The 14,707-nt window shown below is 57.0% G+C and carries 14 protein-coding genes; 1 reads left to right on the top strand and 13 read right to left on the bottom strand.

Annotation, left to right across the window (positions count from 1 at the left end):
* Nucleotides 1–97: 97 nt before the first annotated feature.
* Nucleotides 98–2,689 carry a DNA mismatch repair protein MutS gene (gene mutS, locus ACN0VL_RS00930; RefSeq protein ID WP_417614200.1) on the top strand — a complete coding sequence of 864 codons (2,592 nt, stop codon included), beginning with the start codon at nucleotides 98–100 and terminating at the stop codon, nucleotides 2,687–2,689.
* 79 nt (nucleotides 2,690–2,768) lie between these two features.
* Here mutS and rpoS read toward each other — a convergent pair whose 3' ends face one another.
* The 13 genes from rpoS to ACN0VL_RS00995 all read right to left on the bottom strand — a co-directional run bounded on the left by rpoS (nucleotide 2,769) and on the right by ACN0VL_RS00995 (nucleotide 14,560).
* Nucleotides 2,769–3,737 carry an RNA polymerase sigma factor RpoS gene (gene rpoS / locus ACN0VL_RS00935; RefSeq protein ID WP_417614202.1) on the bottom strand — a complete coding sequence of 323 codons (969 nt, stop codon included), beginning with the start codon at nucleotides 3,735–3,737 and terminating at the stop codon, nucleotides 2,769–2,771.
* Between the two features lie 42 nt (nucleotides 3,738–3,779).
* On the bottom strand, nucleotides 3,780–4,802 hold the full coding sequence (locus ACN0VL_RS00940) for a peptidoglycan DD-metalloendopeptidase family protein (protein ID WP_417614204.1): 1,023 nt from the start codon (nucleotides 4,800–4,802) through the stop codon (nucleotides 3,780–3,782).
* Nucleotides 4,802–5,383 carry a YqaA family protein gene (locus tag ACN0VL_RS00945; protein ID WP_417614206.1) on the bottom strand — a complete coding sequence of 194 codons (582 nt, stop codon included), beginning with the start codon at nucleotides 5,381–5,383 and terminating at the stop codon, nucleotides 4,802–4,804. The genes ACN0VL_RS00940 and ACN0VL_RS00945 overlap by 1 nt, the downstream gene beginning before the upstream one ends.
* Nucleotides 5,380–6,006: a protein-L-isoaspartate(D-aspartate) O-methyltransferase gene (locus tag ACN0VL_RS00950; RefSeq protein WP_417614208.1), complete on the bottom strand. Its 627-nt coding sequence runs from the start codon at nucleotides 6,004–6,006 to the stop codon at nucleotides 5,380–5,382. Before ACN0VL_RS00950 ends, ACN0VL_RS00945 begins: the two co-directional genes overlap by 4 nt.
* Nucleotides 6,007–6,009: 3 nt before the next feature.
* A complete protein-coding gene (gene surE / locus ACN0VL_RS00955; RefSeq protein WP_417614210.1) occupies nucleotides 6,010–6,756 on the bottom strand; it encodes a 5'/3'-nucleotidase SurE in 747 nt (248 codons plus the stop codon).
* Nucleotides 6,737–7,780 carry a tRNA pseudouridine(13) synthase TruD gene (gene truD, locus ACN0VL_RS00960; RefSeq protein WP_417614212.1) on the bottom strand — a complete coding sequence of 348 codons (1,044 nt, stop codon included), beginning with the start codon at nucleotides 7,778–7,780 and terminating at the stop codon, nucleotides 6,737–6,739. Before truD ends, surE begins: the two co-directional genes overlap by 20 nt.
* Nucleotides 7,777–8,253, bottom strand: a complete 477-nt coding sequence (ispF, locus tag ACN0VL_RS00965; RefSeq protein WP_417614214.1) for a 2-C-methyl-D-erythritol 2,4-cyclodiphosphate synthase — start codon at nucleotides 8,251–8,253, stop codon at nucleotides 7,777–7,779. The genes truD and ispF overlap by 4 nt, the downstream gene beginning before the upstream one ends.
* Before the next feature lie 153 nt (nucleotides 8,254–8,406).
* Nucleotides 8,407–9,123, bottom strand: coding sequence for a 2-C-methyl-D-erythritol 4-phosphate cytidylyltransferase (ispD, locus tag ACN0VL_RS00970; protein WP_417614216.1), 717 nt, complete (start codon nucleotides 9,121–9,123; stop codon nucleotides 8,407–8,409).
* A complete protein-coding gene (gene ftsB / locus ACN0VL_RS00975) occupies nucleotides 9,120–9,422 on the bottom strand; it encodes a cell division protein FtsB (RefSeq protein ID WP_417614218.1) in 303 nt (100 codons plus the stop codon). The genes ispD and ftsB overlap by 4 nt, the downstream gene beginning before the upstream one ends.
* A 157-nt stretch (nucleotides 9,423–9,579) precedes the next feature.
* Nucleotides 9,580–10,881: a phosphopyruvate hydratase gene (eno, locus tag ACN0VL_RS00980; RefSeq protein ID WP_417614220.1), complete on the bottom strand. Its 1,302-nt coding sequence runs from the start codon at nucleotides 10,879–10,881 to the stop codon at nucleotides 9,580–9,582.
* Nucleotides 10,882–10,968: 87 nt separating this feature from the next.
* Nucleotides 10,969–12,606 carry a glutamine hydrolyzing CTP synthase gene (gene pyrG, locus ACN0VL_RS00985; protein WP_417614222.1) on the bottom strand — a complete coding sequence of 546 codons (1,638 nt, stop codon included), beginning with the start codon at nucleotides 12,604–12,606 and terminating at the stop codon, nucleotides 10,969–10,971.
* A 278-nt stretch (nucleotides 12,607–12,884) separates the two neighbouring features.
* On the bottom strand, nucleotides 12,885–13,811 hold the full coding sequence (locus ACN0VL_RS00990; protein WP_417614224.1) for an electron transfer flavoprotein subunit alpha/FixB family protein: 927 nt from the start codon (nucleotides 13,809–13,811) through the stop codon (nucleotides 12,885–12,887).
* Nucleotides 13,811–14,560, bottom strand: coding sequence for an electron transfer flavoprotein subunit beta/FixA family protein (locus ACN0VL_RS00995; protein ID WP_417614226.1), 750 nt, complete (start codon nucleotides 14,558–14,560; stop codon nucleotides 13,811–13,813). Before ACN0VL_RS00995 ends, ACN0VL_RS00990 begins: the two co-directional genes overlap by 1 nt.
* Nucleotides 14,561–14,707 lie beyond the last annotated feature (147 nt).

The following is a 14,707-nucleotide window of genomic DNA, read 5'->3' on the forward strand; positions in this document are numbered from 1 at the left end:
TGCTGGTATCATGCCACTCCTGGTCAAGGATCGGCATCTGCTGGCCTGCGCCACTTTCACTACCAGTCTCATAAAGATATAAGGCGTTGATTTTACTATGAATCAAGACAACACCCGACATACCCCCATGATGGTGCAATACCTTGGCCTTAAGGCACAGCATCCGGATATCCTGCTGTTTTATCGCATGGGTGATTTTTATGAGCTGTTTTATGACGATGCGAAGAAAGCCTCGCGGCTGCTGGATATCTCCCTGACCAAACGCGGCAAATCCGGGGGCAGTGCCATTCCCATGGCGGGGGTGCCGCACCATGCCGCCGAGAACTATTTGGCACGCCTGGTACAGATGGGCGAGTCGGTTGCTATCTGTGAGCAAATTGGCGACCCCGCGACCAGCAAGGGGCCGGTTGAACGTCAGGTGGTGCGCATTGTCACCCCGGGCACCCTGTCCGATGAAGCCTTGCTGGTTGAGCGGCAGGATAACTGCCTGGCGGCGGTATTCCACGATGGACAGCAATTTGGTTACGGCATTCTGGATGTGAGTACCGGCCGCTTCGTGCTGAACCAGTTTGCCAGTGAAGAAGCGCTGACAGCCGAGCTGCAGCGCACCCAGCCGGCAGAGCTGCTGTACCCCGAATCCTTTGCCTATTTTTCTGCCATTGAACAGCGCAAGGGCTTGCGCCGCCGCCCCGAGTGGGAGTTCGATTTGGATACGGCGCGTACGCTCTTGTGTCAGCAGTTTGGTACCCGCGATCTGATTGGCTTTGGTGTCGAGCAGGCCACCACGGCACTCTGTGCTGCCGGCTGTGTACTGCAATATGTGAAAGACACCCAACGCACCGCCCTGCCGCACATTAACAGCGTCAGCCTGGAGCGCAGCCAGGACATGGTGATCATGGATGCGGCCACCCGCCGTAACCTGGAGCTGACCCTTAACTTGTCAGGCACGGTGGAAAACACCCTGGCCGAGGTGCTGGATAATACCGCCACCCCCATGGGCAGCCGTCTGCTCAAACGCTGGATCCATCAACCCAGCCGCAACATTGACGCACTGACCCGTCGCCAGGACAGCATAGCCCTGCTGATGGAACACGGTCGTTATGATGATCTGCGCTCGCCGCTGCGCCAGGTGGGTGACATGGAGCGGGTGCTGGCCAGACTGGCGCTGCGCTCGGCACGGCCGCGAGACCTGAGTCGCTTGCGCAGTGCCCTGCAGGCCCTGCCCGAGATCCAGCAGCAACTTGCCGCCGCCGATGGCGCTTGCCTGAGCCAGCTGGGTGCCACCATTGGCCAGTACCCCGAGCTGGCAGAGCTGCTGGAGCAGGCAGTCGTAGACACGCCACCGGTGTTGATACGCGATGGCGGCGTGATCCGTGACGGTTTTAATGCCGAACTGGATGAGTTGCGTGAACTGGCGGCCGGTGCCCACCGTTACCTGGAAGCACTGGAAGCGCGGGAAAAAGCCGCCACCGGTATTTCGACCCTGAAAGTGGCCTATAACCGGGTACACGGTTTTTATATTGAAGTCAGCCGTGCCAGCGCCGATCTGGTGCCCATGCATTATGTTCGTCGTCAGACGCTGAAAAACAACGAACGCTATATCATCCCCGAACTGAAAGAGTACGAAGACAAGGTACTGAATGCCCAGGGCAAGGGCCTGGCTCTGGAAAAGAAGCTTTATGAAGCCTTGCTGGATCGCCTGCTGGAGCAGTTACATCCGCTGCAGCGCAGTGCCGGCGCCCTGGCGGAGCTGGATGTGTTCGCCAACCTGGCCGAGCGAGCCGACAGTCTCGATTACTGCCGGCCTACCCTCACCCAGGATGAGGTGATTGATATTCAAGCCGGTCGTCACCCCGTGGTCGAGCAGGTAATGAACGATCCCTTTATAGCCAACCCGCTGCAAATGTCTGGGCAGCGCAAGATGTTGGTGATAACCGGGCCGAACATGGGGGGTAAGTCTACCTATATGCGGCAAACGGCCCTGATTGTGCTAATGGCTTACATGGGCTCTTTCGTGCCGGCCCAGAGTGCCAGCATTGGCAAGGTAGACCGTATATTTACCCGCATTGGCGCTTCTGACGATCTGGCGTCGGGCCGCTCTACCTTTATGGTGGAAATGACCGAAACCGCGAACATTCTCAACAACGCCACCCGGCACAGCCTGGTGCTGATGGATGAAATTGGTCGCGGCACCAGTACCTACGATGGTCTGGCACTGGCCTGGGCCTGTGCCGATGCACTGGCCAACCAACTGCATGCCTACACCCTGTTTGCGACCCATTACTTTGAGTTGACCGAGCTGGCCGGTCTGTGGCCGGAAGTGGCTAACGTGCATCTGGATGCGGTGGAGCACGAAGACACCATCGCCTTTATGCACGCGGTACAGGAAGGGGCGGCCAGCCGCTCTTACGGTTTACAAGTCGCCGCCCTGGCCGGCGTGCCCAGACCCGTGCTGGCTCTGGCCCGCCACAAACTGGCCGAGCTGGAAACCGGCCACTTGCAGTTGCCCAAGCCCGTTAACAAGACCTCTGCGCCCCGGCCAGCAGAGGTACAAACCACGCTGCCCCTGTTTGCCGAACAGCCGCTGGATGCCGCCCTGTTGTTACTGGATGAGGTTGAGCCAGACGAACTGACGCCGCGCCAGGCGCTGGAACTACTGTATCAATTGAAGCAAAAGCGCGAAGCGTAAATGATGCGGGGGGATGTGGCGCCGTGGTTACAGGCGTGAGGGGGCCCCTCACGTTTACGCCTATCCCCTTACTTGACCTTTAATCGCTGTGAAACAGGGTTTCTACCGACAGCCCGTGCTGGGTCAGTATCTCTTTCAAGCGGCGCAGTGCTTCTACCTGGATCTGGCGTACTCGCTCGCGAGTCAGGCCAATTTCCTGCCCCACATGTTCCAGCGTAGAGGCCTCGTATCCCAGCAGGCCAAAACGGCGAGCCAGCACTTCACGCTGTTTGGGATTAAGCTCTTCCAGCCAGCGTACCAGGCTGTTATTCATGTCGGTATCTTGCAGCTCGGTTTCCGGATCCAGGTCGTTTTCGTCGGTGATCACATCGAGCAACGCCTTGTCACCGTCACCCCCTATAGGGGTATCGACCGAGCTGATTTTTTCATTCAGCTTCAGCATGCGCGATACATCACTCACCTGCTTATCGAGTGCATCGGCAATTTCTTCGGCGGTGGGTTCATGGTCGAGGCGCTGGGCCAGTTCGCGCGCGGTACGCAGATACACATTGAGCTCTTTTACCACATGAATGGGCAGACGTATGGTACGGGTCTGATTCATGATGGCACGCTCTATGGTTTGGCGGATCCACCAGGTCGCATAGGTTGAGAAGCGAAACCCCCGCTCGGGGTCGAACTTTTCGACGGCGCGGATCAGGCCAAGGTTGCCCTCTTCTATCAGGTCGAGCAAGGCCAGACCCCGGTTGTTATACCGGCGAGAGATTTTGACCACCAGCCGCAGGTTGGATTCTATCATTCGCTTGCGTGCGATTAAGTCACCACGCAGCGCTCGGCGAGAATATAACACTTCCTCTTCTGCCGTCAGTAGCGGAGAGAAGCCAATTTCCCCCAAATACAGCTGAGTCACATCCAGGGTGCGGCTGTTGGCCGCACTGGCGACTTCATCTTTGTCCGCTGTGTCTTTTTCAGTGCTGATAGTTGCATCCAATGCGGTATCAGCATTAAAGTCCATGTCATCTTTACGGGTTGTTTTTTTACTATGACTCATGGCAGTTCTCCCTTAATCCGGGTACTACCTGTTTCCCGGAGTTTATCGCTTTGGCAGATATTTCATCGGATTCACCGATGTTCCCTGATACCGGATTTCGAAATGTAATCGCACATCAGTTGCATCACTGCTTCCCATATCCGCAATGTGCTGCCCGGAACTCACCGTTTGCTGCTCTTGAACACGCAGCACCTCATTGTGAGCGTAGGCAGACAAATAATCATCGTTGTGCCTGATGATCACCAGGTTGCCGTAACCACGTAGTGCATTCCCTGCGTAAACAACCTTTCCTGCTGCGGCGGCTTTAACAGCCTGTCCTCTGCTGCCCCGGATATCAATCCCCTTGTTACCGGTTTCTGTCAGCGAAAAGCCCGAGATGACGGGCCCTGTGGCTGGCCAGAGCCAGGTAATGCTGGTATTGACAGCGGCGCTTTTTTGTACTCCAGAACCAGCGTATGCTTTTCCCGGAGCCGGTGCAAGTGGCTTTGACGGTTTTTTAACAACTGTGTTACCTGTTTTTTCAGGCTGATTAACCCGGGTGTTGCTTGCCGTAGTGGGGGGAGCCGATACGGGTTTCGGCTGAACGGCAGGCACAGCACTTTGTGGCTTGAGCCGAGTCTGCGGTGCGGCCCGGGAGTGCAGTTTCAGGGCCTGGCCGACATAAATACGATAGGGAGGTTTAAGGCCGTTAAGGGTCGCCAGATCGGCGACTCTGTGGTTGGTTCGCCGCGCTATGCTGCTCAGGGTATCGCCACGGCGAACTCTGTATTGCGCTGGCTTGGCACCGGGCACATCCAGACGCAGAGTTTGCCCCGGGTAAATGGCATAGGGGGCTGTAATACGGTTATGACGTGCCAGTGTGGGCACATCGGTGCCGGCCTGCCAGGCTATGGAATACAGGGTATCGCCTTTGACAACCACGTAATGGCTGCCGCTGGCGTTCACCTGCCCCCGGGCATTAACGGCAGAAACCGGCGCGGGACGAGAGGCGGAACAGGCGCTCAGCAGCGTGATCAACACCAGGTTGATGCACGTCAGTTTGAGCAGCCGATTCCACCTCTGCATCAGCTTTTCAACATCAGGTAGGCCACCACGGCCGCTACGATACATAGCCAGCCAATAATATCGATATAGCGGATCAGCTTGGCTTCCATTCTCACGCCGCCCCAGACCATGAAGCCCGCCACCAGGAAAAAGCGGAGTCCCCGCCCCACCAGTGACACCAGCACGAAGGGCAGCAATGCCATGTGCAACAAGCCGGCCGTTACCGTAAAGACCTTATAGGGAATCGGCGTGAAGCTGGCGATAAAAATAACCCAGATGCCCCACTCTTCAAACCACTGGCGGGCAACATCGATTTTTCCTTCATAGCCCATGGTGGCAATAAAGGGTTGCACCACGGGATCCCAGAGCGCATAACCGAGCAGGTAGCCAAAACAGGCCCCCAGTACCGAAAATACCGTGGCCAGCCCCGCGTAGTACCAGGCCCGCTTGGGCTTGGATAACGCCATGGGCGCCAGCATGACATCGACCGGTACCGGCCAGAAAATGGACTCGGCAAAACTGTTTAAAGACAGGTAAACCGGCGCATGGCGGTGCATGGCCCAAATCATCACTTGTTGATACAACCGGGAAAATATCTTCACGCAAGATCGCCTTTCACTAAAGGAACAAAACGCACCGATTCCAGTTCGGTACGAGAAAATTGATTGCCACGGCGCTGATACAGCCATAACGATTGTCGTGCCTGCCCCACCGGGATCACCATGCATCCGCCATCGGCCAGTTGCGATAATAACGCCTGGGGGGTCTCCTGGGCGGCGGCCGTGACCATAATGGCATCAAAGGGAGCCTTGCTGGCCCAGCCCTGCCACCCATCGCCATGCTTGGTGGCCACATTGTGCAGGTCGAGCCGTTGCAACCGGCGACGAGCCTGATACTGCAACGACTTGATGCGCTCTATGGTATACACCTGCTCGACCAGCTGCGCCAACACGGCAGTTTGAAAGCCGGAGCCAGTGCCGACTTCCAGTACCCTTTTGGGGTGCTGCTGCATCAGTACTTCCGTCATTCTTGCCACTATGTAGGGCTGAGAAATAGTCTGACCAAAGCCTATCGGCAAGGCGCTGTTCTCCCACGCCTTGTGCGAGATGGCTTCATCCACGAACTGGGCTCTTGGCAAACTGGTAATGGCCGTTAATACCTGCTCGTTCTTGATCCCTTGCTGTTGCAGCATGCGATAGAGCTGCTGTCCCGCTAACGTTAACACCCCTTACTCCACTTCTTTTATCCAACTGGCCAGCGCCGCCATCTTGTCATGCGCCGTCATGTCTATGGTAAGCGGTGTAATAGAGACATAGCCTCGCTCTACCGCATCAAAGTCGGTGCCTTCTCCTGCATCCTGAATGGCGCCGGGTGGGCCTATCCAGTAAATGGGGCGTCCTCGTGGATCATATTCCTTGAGCACGGGATCACAGCGGTGTCGACTACCCAAACGAGTCACTTTGATACCCTGAATCTCGGCCAGGGGCAAGTCGGGAACGTTCACATTCAGTATTTGATTGGTCGCTAACGGTGCACGCAACAGGCCCTGTACCAGTACACTGGCATAATGCGCCGCCGTTTCAAAGTGACGGCTGCCACATAAAGACACCGCCAGGGCGGGCAGCCCCAAGTGACGACCCTCGGTAGCGGCGGCGACCGTGCCCGAGTAAAGCACATCATCGCCCAGGTTGGCACCATGGTTAATGCCGGCCACCACCATGTCGGGATCGGGGTCGAGCAGGCAGTTGACCGCCCAGTGCACACAATCGGTCGGCGTGCCCTTCACCGAGTAAAAGCCACTGTCGTCCAGTTTATCGGCCCGTAGCGGAACCTCCAGCGTCAATGAGTGACTGGCTCCGCTGCGGTTTCGGTCCGGTGCCACAGTAACCACTTCGGCAAACTCCGACAGCACACGACTCAGGGTGCGAATACCAAGGGCATTCACGCCATCGTCATTACTCACTAATATCTTCATTCGCTTGTTCATCCTTAACTAACTCTCGCACCAGACTGGTGGCATAACTCCCGGCAGGCAACCAGAACGACAACCGCAGACGGTCCTGCTCCAGTTGCCAGCTCATGTTGACCGGCTTGAGCAACAGCGGACGGCGCTCCTGCTTTAGCCCGTTGGCCTCAAGCCCCTGGCACAGGTCTTGCTGTTCGCTCAATGCCGACTGCTCAAGCTCGGCGGCGACCTCTGCACTGGGCAGTCGCCCCCGGCCCCACATAGGTGCACTGATGCGTACATCGCCTTCGGCAAAGCGCGCCTGCATGGCATCATCCAGCGGGTTGTCTTCGTTCAGGGTGAAAAAAGACTGGGTACCGGCCAGCATCAGGCAGTCGCCCGCCAGTAATTGCTCGCCAAGTCCGGCCGCCAATCGCATGCTGGCGGCCAGATTGAACAAGTAGCTGCGCGCCGCCGACAAATACAGCGAGCGCTTGTTGCGGTCTTTAATGCGTCGGCCATTAAACATGGCCCGCGCCTGATCCAGGTTGCCAAAGTGGTGACCAAAGCGCTGATCGCCAAAATAATTGGGTACACCCCGTTCACTAATGGCGGCTAATCGCGATGCCAACGACGCCTGGCTGGATAACTCGGTGACCGTCAGCTCAAACCAGTTCCCTTTAAGGGCACCGGTTTTGAGCTTTTTGTTGTGCCGGGCACAGGCCAGTATTTGCACATCGTCACTCTCCAGACTCGAGAAGTCCGGCTCGGCCTTGCCAGGCAGGTGTACGCCAAACCATTGTTCGGTTACCGCGTGGCGGTCTTTCAGTCCCGCCCAGGTCACATCTCGCTGGGCCACCCCGGCGAGCCGTGCCAGCTCTCTGGCCACCCACTGGGTATTCTGACCGCGTTTGCGAATGTGCAGCAGAATATGTTCGCCTTCACCACAAGGCAAAAAGCCCAGGTCTTCGCGGACGATAAAATCTTCGGGCACGGCTTTCAGCCGACCGCTGCACTCGGGTTGGCCGTGCAGATAGTGCCAGTTGTTGTTCATGCTGTTACCAGAAGCACCACGGCTTCCGCCGCTATGCCTTCTTTGCGGCCCACAAAACCGAGCTGCTCGGTGGTGGTGGCCTTGACGTTGACAAGAGAGGTTTCCACCTCGAGATCGGCGGCAATATTGGCCACCATGTCGTTGATAAAGGGCGCCAGTTTGGGGGCCTGAGCCAGTACGGTAATGTCGGCGTTACCCAGGGTAAAACCGGCCCGCTTGACCAGAGCCACCACGTCCCGCAGCAATACACGGCTGTCTATGCCCGCGTAGGCCGCATCGGTATCGGGATAGTGACGGCCAATATCGCCGGCACCAATGGCCCCCAACAGGGCATCGCTCAAGGCATGCAAGACCACATCACCGTCGGAGTGGGCCAATAACCCTTGTTCATATGGCACAGCGACTCCGGCCAGAATACAAGGCCCCTGGCCACCAAATTTATGCACGTCATAACCGTGTCCAATTCGCATCATCAAATGTTTGCTCTCTGTTATCTGTTAAGTCGTTCGTCTTACGCCTGACACTTTACGCCTTACGTTGTACGCCTTACGCCTTACGCCTTACGCTTTACGCCTAACGATTTACGTCTTACGCCTAACGCCTGCAGCGGTCGGCTGATAGCGACTTTAACGCTGTTGCAAGAAAAAGCCGGCCAGTGCCAGGTCTTCCGGCCGGGTGACCTTGATATTGTCGGCGCGTCCCTCCACCAGCTGCGGGTGGAAACCGGCCCACTCCATGGCCGACGCCTCATCGGTAATGGAGACCCCCGCCGCCAAGGCGTCCGTCAGTGCCTGTCGCAAGGTCTCGGTGTTAAAACACTGGGGAGTTAGCGCATGCCAGAGTTCGTCGCGCGAGACACTGCTGGCAATCGCGCCCTCGCCATTGCCCCGTTTCATGGTGTCACGTACCCGGCAGGCCAGAATGGCCCCCTGGGGCTGCAGACCGGCAGCCATCACCGCATCCAGATCGTCCCGGTGCAGGCAGGGTCGTGCCGCATCGTGGACCAGCACCTGGTCGGTCTCCACCTGCAGCAGGGCATTCAATACCGAATCGGCCCGCTCCCGGCCACCATTTACCCGTAAAATGCGAGGGTGCCGGGCCAGGGGCAATTGCGCAAACCAGGGATCCTGCTCTGCCGTGGCCACAATAATACGGCTAATGCCAGGGTGGTCCAGCAATCGCATCAGGGTTTGCTCCAGCAGGGTACGGCCGGCCAGCGTCAGGTATTGCTTGGGCCGGTCGGCTGCCATGCGGCTGCCCACGCCCGCCGCAGGTACGACTGCGGTGTAAGGAGCAATGCTGTGAACTGTATTATTAGCGGATGAAAAGGCGTGCTGACTCATGGCGCTGACCTGTTTGATAAGGGTTTGTCCGACAACAGCAGGCGATAGAAGGTTTCGCCGGGTTTGATCATGCCAAGGTCATTACGCGCCAGCTCTTCCACTGCCGCCAGGCCTTTATTGAGATCTTCGATTTCCCGATACAACAAGGCGTTTCGGGTCACCAGCTGTTCGTTGTCTGCCACCTGCCGGCTTACATTTTCCTGGGCTTCATTGTATTCAGCCAGGCCATTCTTGCCCCACCACAGGTGGTATTGCAGGGCGCCTAACAGGGCGAGCAGTATCAGCGTGAGCGTGCGCATCAATCCTCCAAAAGTAGTGCGCTAGTTTCCCATATTCGAGCACCGAACAAAAGAAACCCCGCACTGGGCGGGGTTTCATCTTCATATCGGCTAAGGGCGCGATTTATCGTCTGAATAATGTCGCTATGACCGGGATAACGCGCCGGGGCCTGGCAGATTAAGCCTGGCCTTTAACCTCGGACAAGCCATTGTAAGCGACCTTGCCTGCCAGCTCTTCCTCAATGCGGATCAGCTGGTTGTACTTGGCAACACGATCAGAACGGCTCATGGAGCCGGTTTTGATCTGGCCGGCGCAAGTGCCCACGGCCAGATCGGCAATGGTGGCATCTTCGGTTTCACCGGAGCGATGCGAAATAACCGCGGTATAACCGGCTTTTTTCGCCATTTGAATCGCGTTCAGGGTTTCGGTCAGGGAGCCGATCTGGTTGAACTTGATCAAGATGGAGTTGGCGATGCCCTTGTCGATGCCTTCCTGCAGGATCTTGGTGTTGGTCACGAACAGATCGTCACCCACCAGCTGCACCTTGTCGCCCAGAATCTTGGTCTGGTAGGCGAAGCCGTCCCAGTCGGACTCGTCCTGACCGTCCTCGATAGACACGATCGGGTACTGGTTGCACAGCTCGGCCAGGTAGTCGGAGAACTGCTCGGAGCTGAATACCTTGCCTTCGCCTTTCAGGTTGTAGTTACCCGCTTCCTTGTCGAAGAACTCGGAGGCGGCACAGTCCAGGGCCAGGGTCACGTCTTTACCCAGCACGTAGCCGGCCTGGTCCACGGCTTCCTTGATGGCAGCCAGGGCAGCAGCGTTGGACTCCAGGTTGGGCGCAAAACCACCCTCGTCACCCACGGCGGTAGACAGGCCCTTGGCCTTCAGCACCTTGGCCAGGTGATGGAACACCTCGGCACCCATACGCAGGGCTTCCTTGATGTTTTTGGCGCCAACGGGCTGGATCATGAATTCCTGAATGTCGACGTTGTTGTCGGCGTGCTCACCACCATTGATGATGTTCATCATCGGCAGCGGCATGGAGTACTGACCCGGGGTACCGTTCAACTCGGCAATCCATGCATACAAAGGCATGCCCTTGGCGGCAGCGGCGGCCTTGGCCACGGCAAGAGACACGGCCAGAATGGCGTTGGCGCCCAGCTTGGCCTTGTTGTCGGTACCGTCCAGATCGATCATCAGCTGATCGATTTCGGCCTGTTGAGTTGCATCCTTGCCAATCAGAGTACTGGCAATGAGGTCGTTGATATTGGTAACGGCGGTCTGTACGCCTTTACCCAGATAGCGTGACTGGTCACCGTCACGCAGCTCCAGCGCTTCGCGTGAACCGGTAGAAGCACCGGATGGTGCCGCTGCGCGTCCCATGAAGCCACCTTCCAGGTGTACATCGGCTTCTACTGTCGGGTTGCCACGCGAATCAATAATTTCACGACCGATCACTTTAACGATCTTAGCCATTCTCTAACTTCCTCTTAATTGAAAGGTAAAAACGAGATAAAGCACTAAAAAAGACGGCCGAGCCTCATGCTCAGCCGTGTTGTTCGGTTATTCCTGCTCACCCTGCTGATATTGACCTGCCGCCTTGATAAAGCCGGCGAACAGGCCATGGCCATCCCGCGGGGTAGAGGTAAACTCCGGGTGGAATTGCGCGGCCACAAACCAGGGGTGATCCGGGTTCTCAATGATTTCGACCAGTTTCTTGTCGGCCGAACGTCCCGTCACCTTCATGCCGGCCGCTTCTATTTTCGGCAGCAGACGGTTGTTGACTTCATAGCGGTGACGATGACGCTCATAAATGGTGTCCGAACCATAAAGGGCGTGCACCTTGGAACCCGGCTCAAGGTGGCAGAGCTGTGCGCCCAGGCGCATGGTGCCGCCCAGATCCGACATTTCGTCACGCACTTCCACGTTGCCTTCTTCATCGATCCACTCGGTGATCAAGCCCACCACCGGATAAGGACTTTCCGGATCGAACTCTGAGGAGTGAGCGCCTTCAAGGCCAGCCACATTACGGGCATATTCGATCAGCGCAACCTGCATGCCGAGGCAGATACCCAGGTAAGGCACCCGGTTTTCACGGGCGTATCGAGCCGCCATGATTTTGCCTTCTACGCCGCGGGCGCCAAAGCCGCCGGGCACCAGAATGGCATCCAGACCATCAAGCAGGCCCAGGCCTTTGCTCTCGAGATCCTGGGAGTCAATGTACTTGATATTGACCGACAGACGATTTTTCAACCCACCGTGTTTCAAGGCTTCGTTGACCGATTTATAGGCATCGGGCAGTTCAACATACTTGCCGATCATGCCGATGGTCACTTCGCCGGTCGGGTTGGCTTCTTCGTAAATAACCTGTTCCCACTCGGACAGATCCGCAGCTGGGCAATCCAGGTGGAACCGCTTGACGACCAGCTCATCCAACCCTTGCGAGCGCAGCAGCGCCGGGATTTTATAGATGGAGTCCACGTCTTTCAGCGAGATAACCGCTTTGTCGGATACGTTGCAGAACAGCGCGATTTTGGCGCGTTCGTTCGGCGGGATCACCCGATCGCTGCGGCAGATCAGAATATCGGGCTGAATGCCGATAGACAGTAATTCTTTTACCGAATGCTGGGTCGGCTTGGTTTTCACCTCGCCGGCGGCGGCCAGATAAGGGACCAGTGTCAGATGCATGAAGAGGGTGTTTTCGCGCCCTACTATCACCGCCAGCTGGCGTAATGCTTCTAGAAACGGCAGTGATTCGATATCACCTACGGTACCGCCCACTTCGACAATCGCCACCTGGTATCCTTCGGCACCGGCAATCACGCGATCCTTGATGGCGTTGGTAATGTGCGGAATCACCTGAATGGTTGCGCCCAGATAATCGCCACGTCGTTCCTTGCGCAGCACGTCCGCATATACACGGCCGGAGGTGAAGTTGTTGCGACGCGTCATTTTGGTACGAATGAAACGTTCGTAATGGCCGAGGTCCAGGTCGGTTTCCGCACCGTCATCGGTTACGAAAACTTCACCGTGCTGAGTCGGGCTCATGGTGCCTGGATCTACGTTAATGTAGGGATCCAGCTTCATGATGGTCACACTAAGACCGCGAGCCTCGAGGATGGCCGCCAGGGAACCGGCTGCAATGCCTTTACCCAGGGACGAGACAACCCCACCAGTAACAAAAATATATTTAGTTGTCATGCAGAACCTGAAGAAGCTAGGGAACGAATGAAATGTGGAATTCAAGACGGGGTGAAAGTATACGCAATAAGCCCCAGCACGACAACGAAACAATGCATAAAGCCATACCGACAGCCGTAAGCCATCGGCTGCACACTACAGAATTAACGATAAGCATCGGCTGCCTGACGGCCAGCCGATGCCTTTAAAAGATTGATATTATAAGAGTAATACCCGGGATGAATCGGGCTCTCTAACCTGTAGCCAATCGCAGCCTGGCCGTCTTCACGCTTCACCCTTCACAGCAGTTTATCCAACTCGGGCAACACTTCGAACAAATCCGCTACCAGGCCGTAGTCGGCTACCTCGAAGATGGCCGCGTCTGCGTCTTTATTGATGGCGACGATGACCTTGGAGTCCTTCATGCCTGCCAGATGCTGTATCGCCCCCGAGAGCCCCACGGCTATATACAGTTCGGGGGCCACTATTTTTCCGGTTTGCCCTACCTGCATGTCGTTGGCGGCAAAGCCTGCGTCCACCGCCGCCCGGGTCGCGCCGATTGCCGCATTCAGCTTGTCGGCCAGCCGCTCCAGCAATGCAAAGTTGTCTTTGGCCCCCATGCCCCGACCACCCGAAATCACCACCCGCGCCGCCGTTAACTCGGGCCGTGCACTGCTGGCCAGTGTTTCACTGACAAAGCGACTACCACCCGGTTCGGCCCTGTGGGTCAGCTTGCGAATGCTGGCGCCCTGGTCACAGTCAGTAACGGCCGCAAAGGCGGTCGTGCGCACCGTCAGCAACTTGACGGGATCGAGAGACTGCACTGTGGCGATGGCATTGCCCGCATAAATGGGCCGGCAAAAGGTATCGGGCGACTCAATGGCGATCACATCCGACAGCATGCCCACGTCCAGCAAGGCAGCCACCCTGGGCAAGAGGTTTTTACCGGCCGTGGTTGCCGCGGCCAGCAGGTGGCTGTAATCCTGGGCCAAAGAGTGCACCAGGCTGGCACAGGGCTCGGCCAGTTGATGTTGATATTCGGGTGCATCGACCAGCAGCACGGTATTGACCTTCAGCCTGGCGGCCGCATCCGCTACCGCCTGGCACTGGTGGCCCATGATGAGCAAGTCTGTCTCATCGCCCAGCTCGGCCGCGGCACCCAATGCATGCAAGGTAGCAGGCTTTAATTCGCTATTGTTATGCTCGGCTATCACCAGAGTTGCCATTAGATCACCTTTGCGTCGTGTTTGAGTTTATCCACCAGCTCGGCCGTATCCGCGACCCTGATACCGGCCTGTCGTTTTGGGGGGGGCGTCACTTTCAACTGCTGACTGTGTTGTTTTACCGTCACCCCCAGCTCGGACAGGGTCAAGGTTTCCAGTGGTTTTTGCTTGGCTTTCATAATGTTGGGCAAAGAGGCATAACGAGGCTCGTTCAGGCGCAGATCCGTGGTCACCACGGCCGGCAGGGCTAACCCCAGGGTTTGCAAGCCACCGTCCACTTCGCGAGTGACCAGCAGTTCGTCCCCCTCCAGCGCAATGTGGGAGGCAAAGGTCGCCTGGGGCCAACCGGTTAGTCCCGCCAGCATTTGCCCCACCTGATTGTTGTCGGTATCAATCGACTGCTTGCCCAGCAACACCAGCTGCGGCTGTTCACGCTCCACCAGTTTGGCCAGTAATTTAGCCACGGTCAGCGGCTCTACCGTCTCGTCGGTGGCCATTAACATCGCCCTGTCGGCGCCCAGAGCCAGGGCCAGACGCAACTGTTCCTGCGCCGCCGTTGGCCCAATGGATACGACAATAATCTCGGACACCCAGCCGGCTTCTTTCATGCGCACCGCTTCTTCCAGGGCGATGTCACAAAAGGGATTGGCTGCCATTTTCACGTTATTCAGATCCACGTCGCTGCCGTCGGACTTCACCCGCACCTTGACGTGATAATCAATCACCCGCTTTACCGTGACCAGTACCTTCATGCCGTCCCCTGACCTTAAGATGTGCTTTATGTAATTCTAGCCAAGCTCGTCAAATCTGCCCTATTCCTCTTTGTTAAATATCACAATCAATACAATACTTTAGCCATGCCCAATTTTGAGCGCCCCAATCTGAACAACAGCGAGGCC

The sequence above is a fragment of the Oceanisphaera sp. genome, assembly GCF_048268965.1.
Taxonomy (GTDB): Bacteria; Pseudomonadota; Gammaproteobacteria; order Enterobacterales; family Aeromonadaceae; genus Oceanimonas.

Bases quoted from the DNA above. Each gene is read 5' to 3' on its own strand.
- truD (WP_417614212.1), bottom strand. From the start codon at position 7,780: ATGAACAACAACTGGCACTATCTGCACGGCCAACCCGAGTGCAGCGGT.
- pyrG (WP_417614222.1), bottom strand. From the start codon at position 12,606: ATGACAACTAAATATATTTTTGTTACTGGTGGGGTTGTCTCGTCCCTG.
- mutS (WP_417614200.1), top strand. From the start codon at position 98: ATGAATCAAGACAACACCCGACATACCCCCATGATGGTGCAATACCTT.
- surE (WP_417614210.1), bottom strand. From the start codon at position 6,756: ATGAAGATATTAGTGAGTAATGACGATGGCGTGAATGCCCTTGGTATT.
- ispF (WP_417614214.1), bottom strand. From the start codon at position 8,253: ATGATGCGAATTGGACACGGTTATGACGTGCATAAATTTGGTGGCCAG.
- ftsB (WP_417614218.1), bottom strand. From the start codon at position 9,422: ATGCGCACGCTCACGCTGATACTGCTCGCCCTGTTAGGCGCCCTGCAA.
- eno (WP_417614220.1), bottom strand. From the start codon at position 10,881: ATGGCTAAGATCGTTAAAGTGATCGGTCGTGAAATTATTGATTCGCGT.
- rpoS (WP_417614202.1), bottom strand. From the start codon at position 3,737: ATGAGTCATAGTAAAAAAACAACCCGTAAAGATGACATGGACTTTAAT.
- ACN0VL_RS00990 (WP_417614224.1), bottom strand. From the start codon at position 13,811: ATGGCAACTCTGGTGATAGCCGAGCATAACAATAGCGAATTAAAGCCT.
- ispD (WP_417614216.1), bottom strand. From the start codon at position 9,123: ATGAGTCAGCACGCCTTTTCATCCGCTAATAATACAGTTCACAGCATT.
- ACN0VL_RS00995 (WP_417614226.1), bottom strand. From the start codon at position 14,560: ATGAAGGTACTGGTCACGGTAAAGCGGGTGATTGATTATCACGTCAAG.
- ACN0VL_RS00940 (WP_417614204.1), bottom strand. From the start codon at position 4,802: ATGCAGAGGTGGAATCGGCTGCTCAAACTGACGTGCATCAACCTGGTG.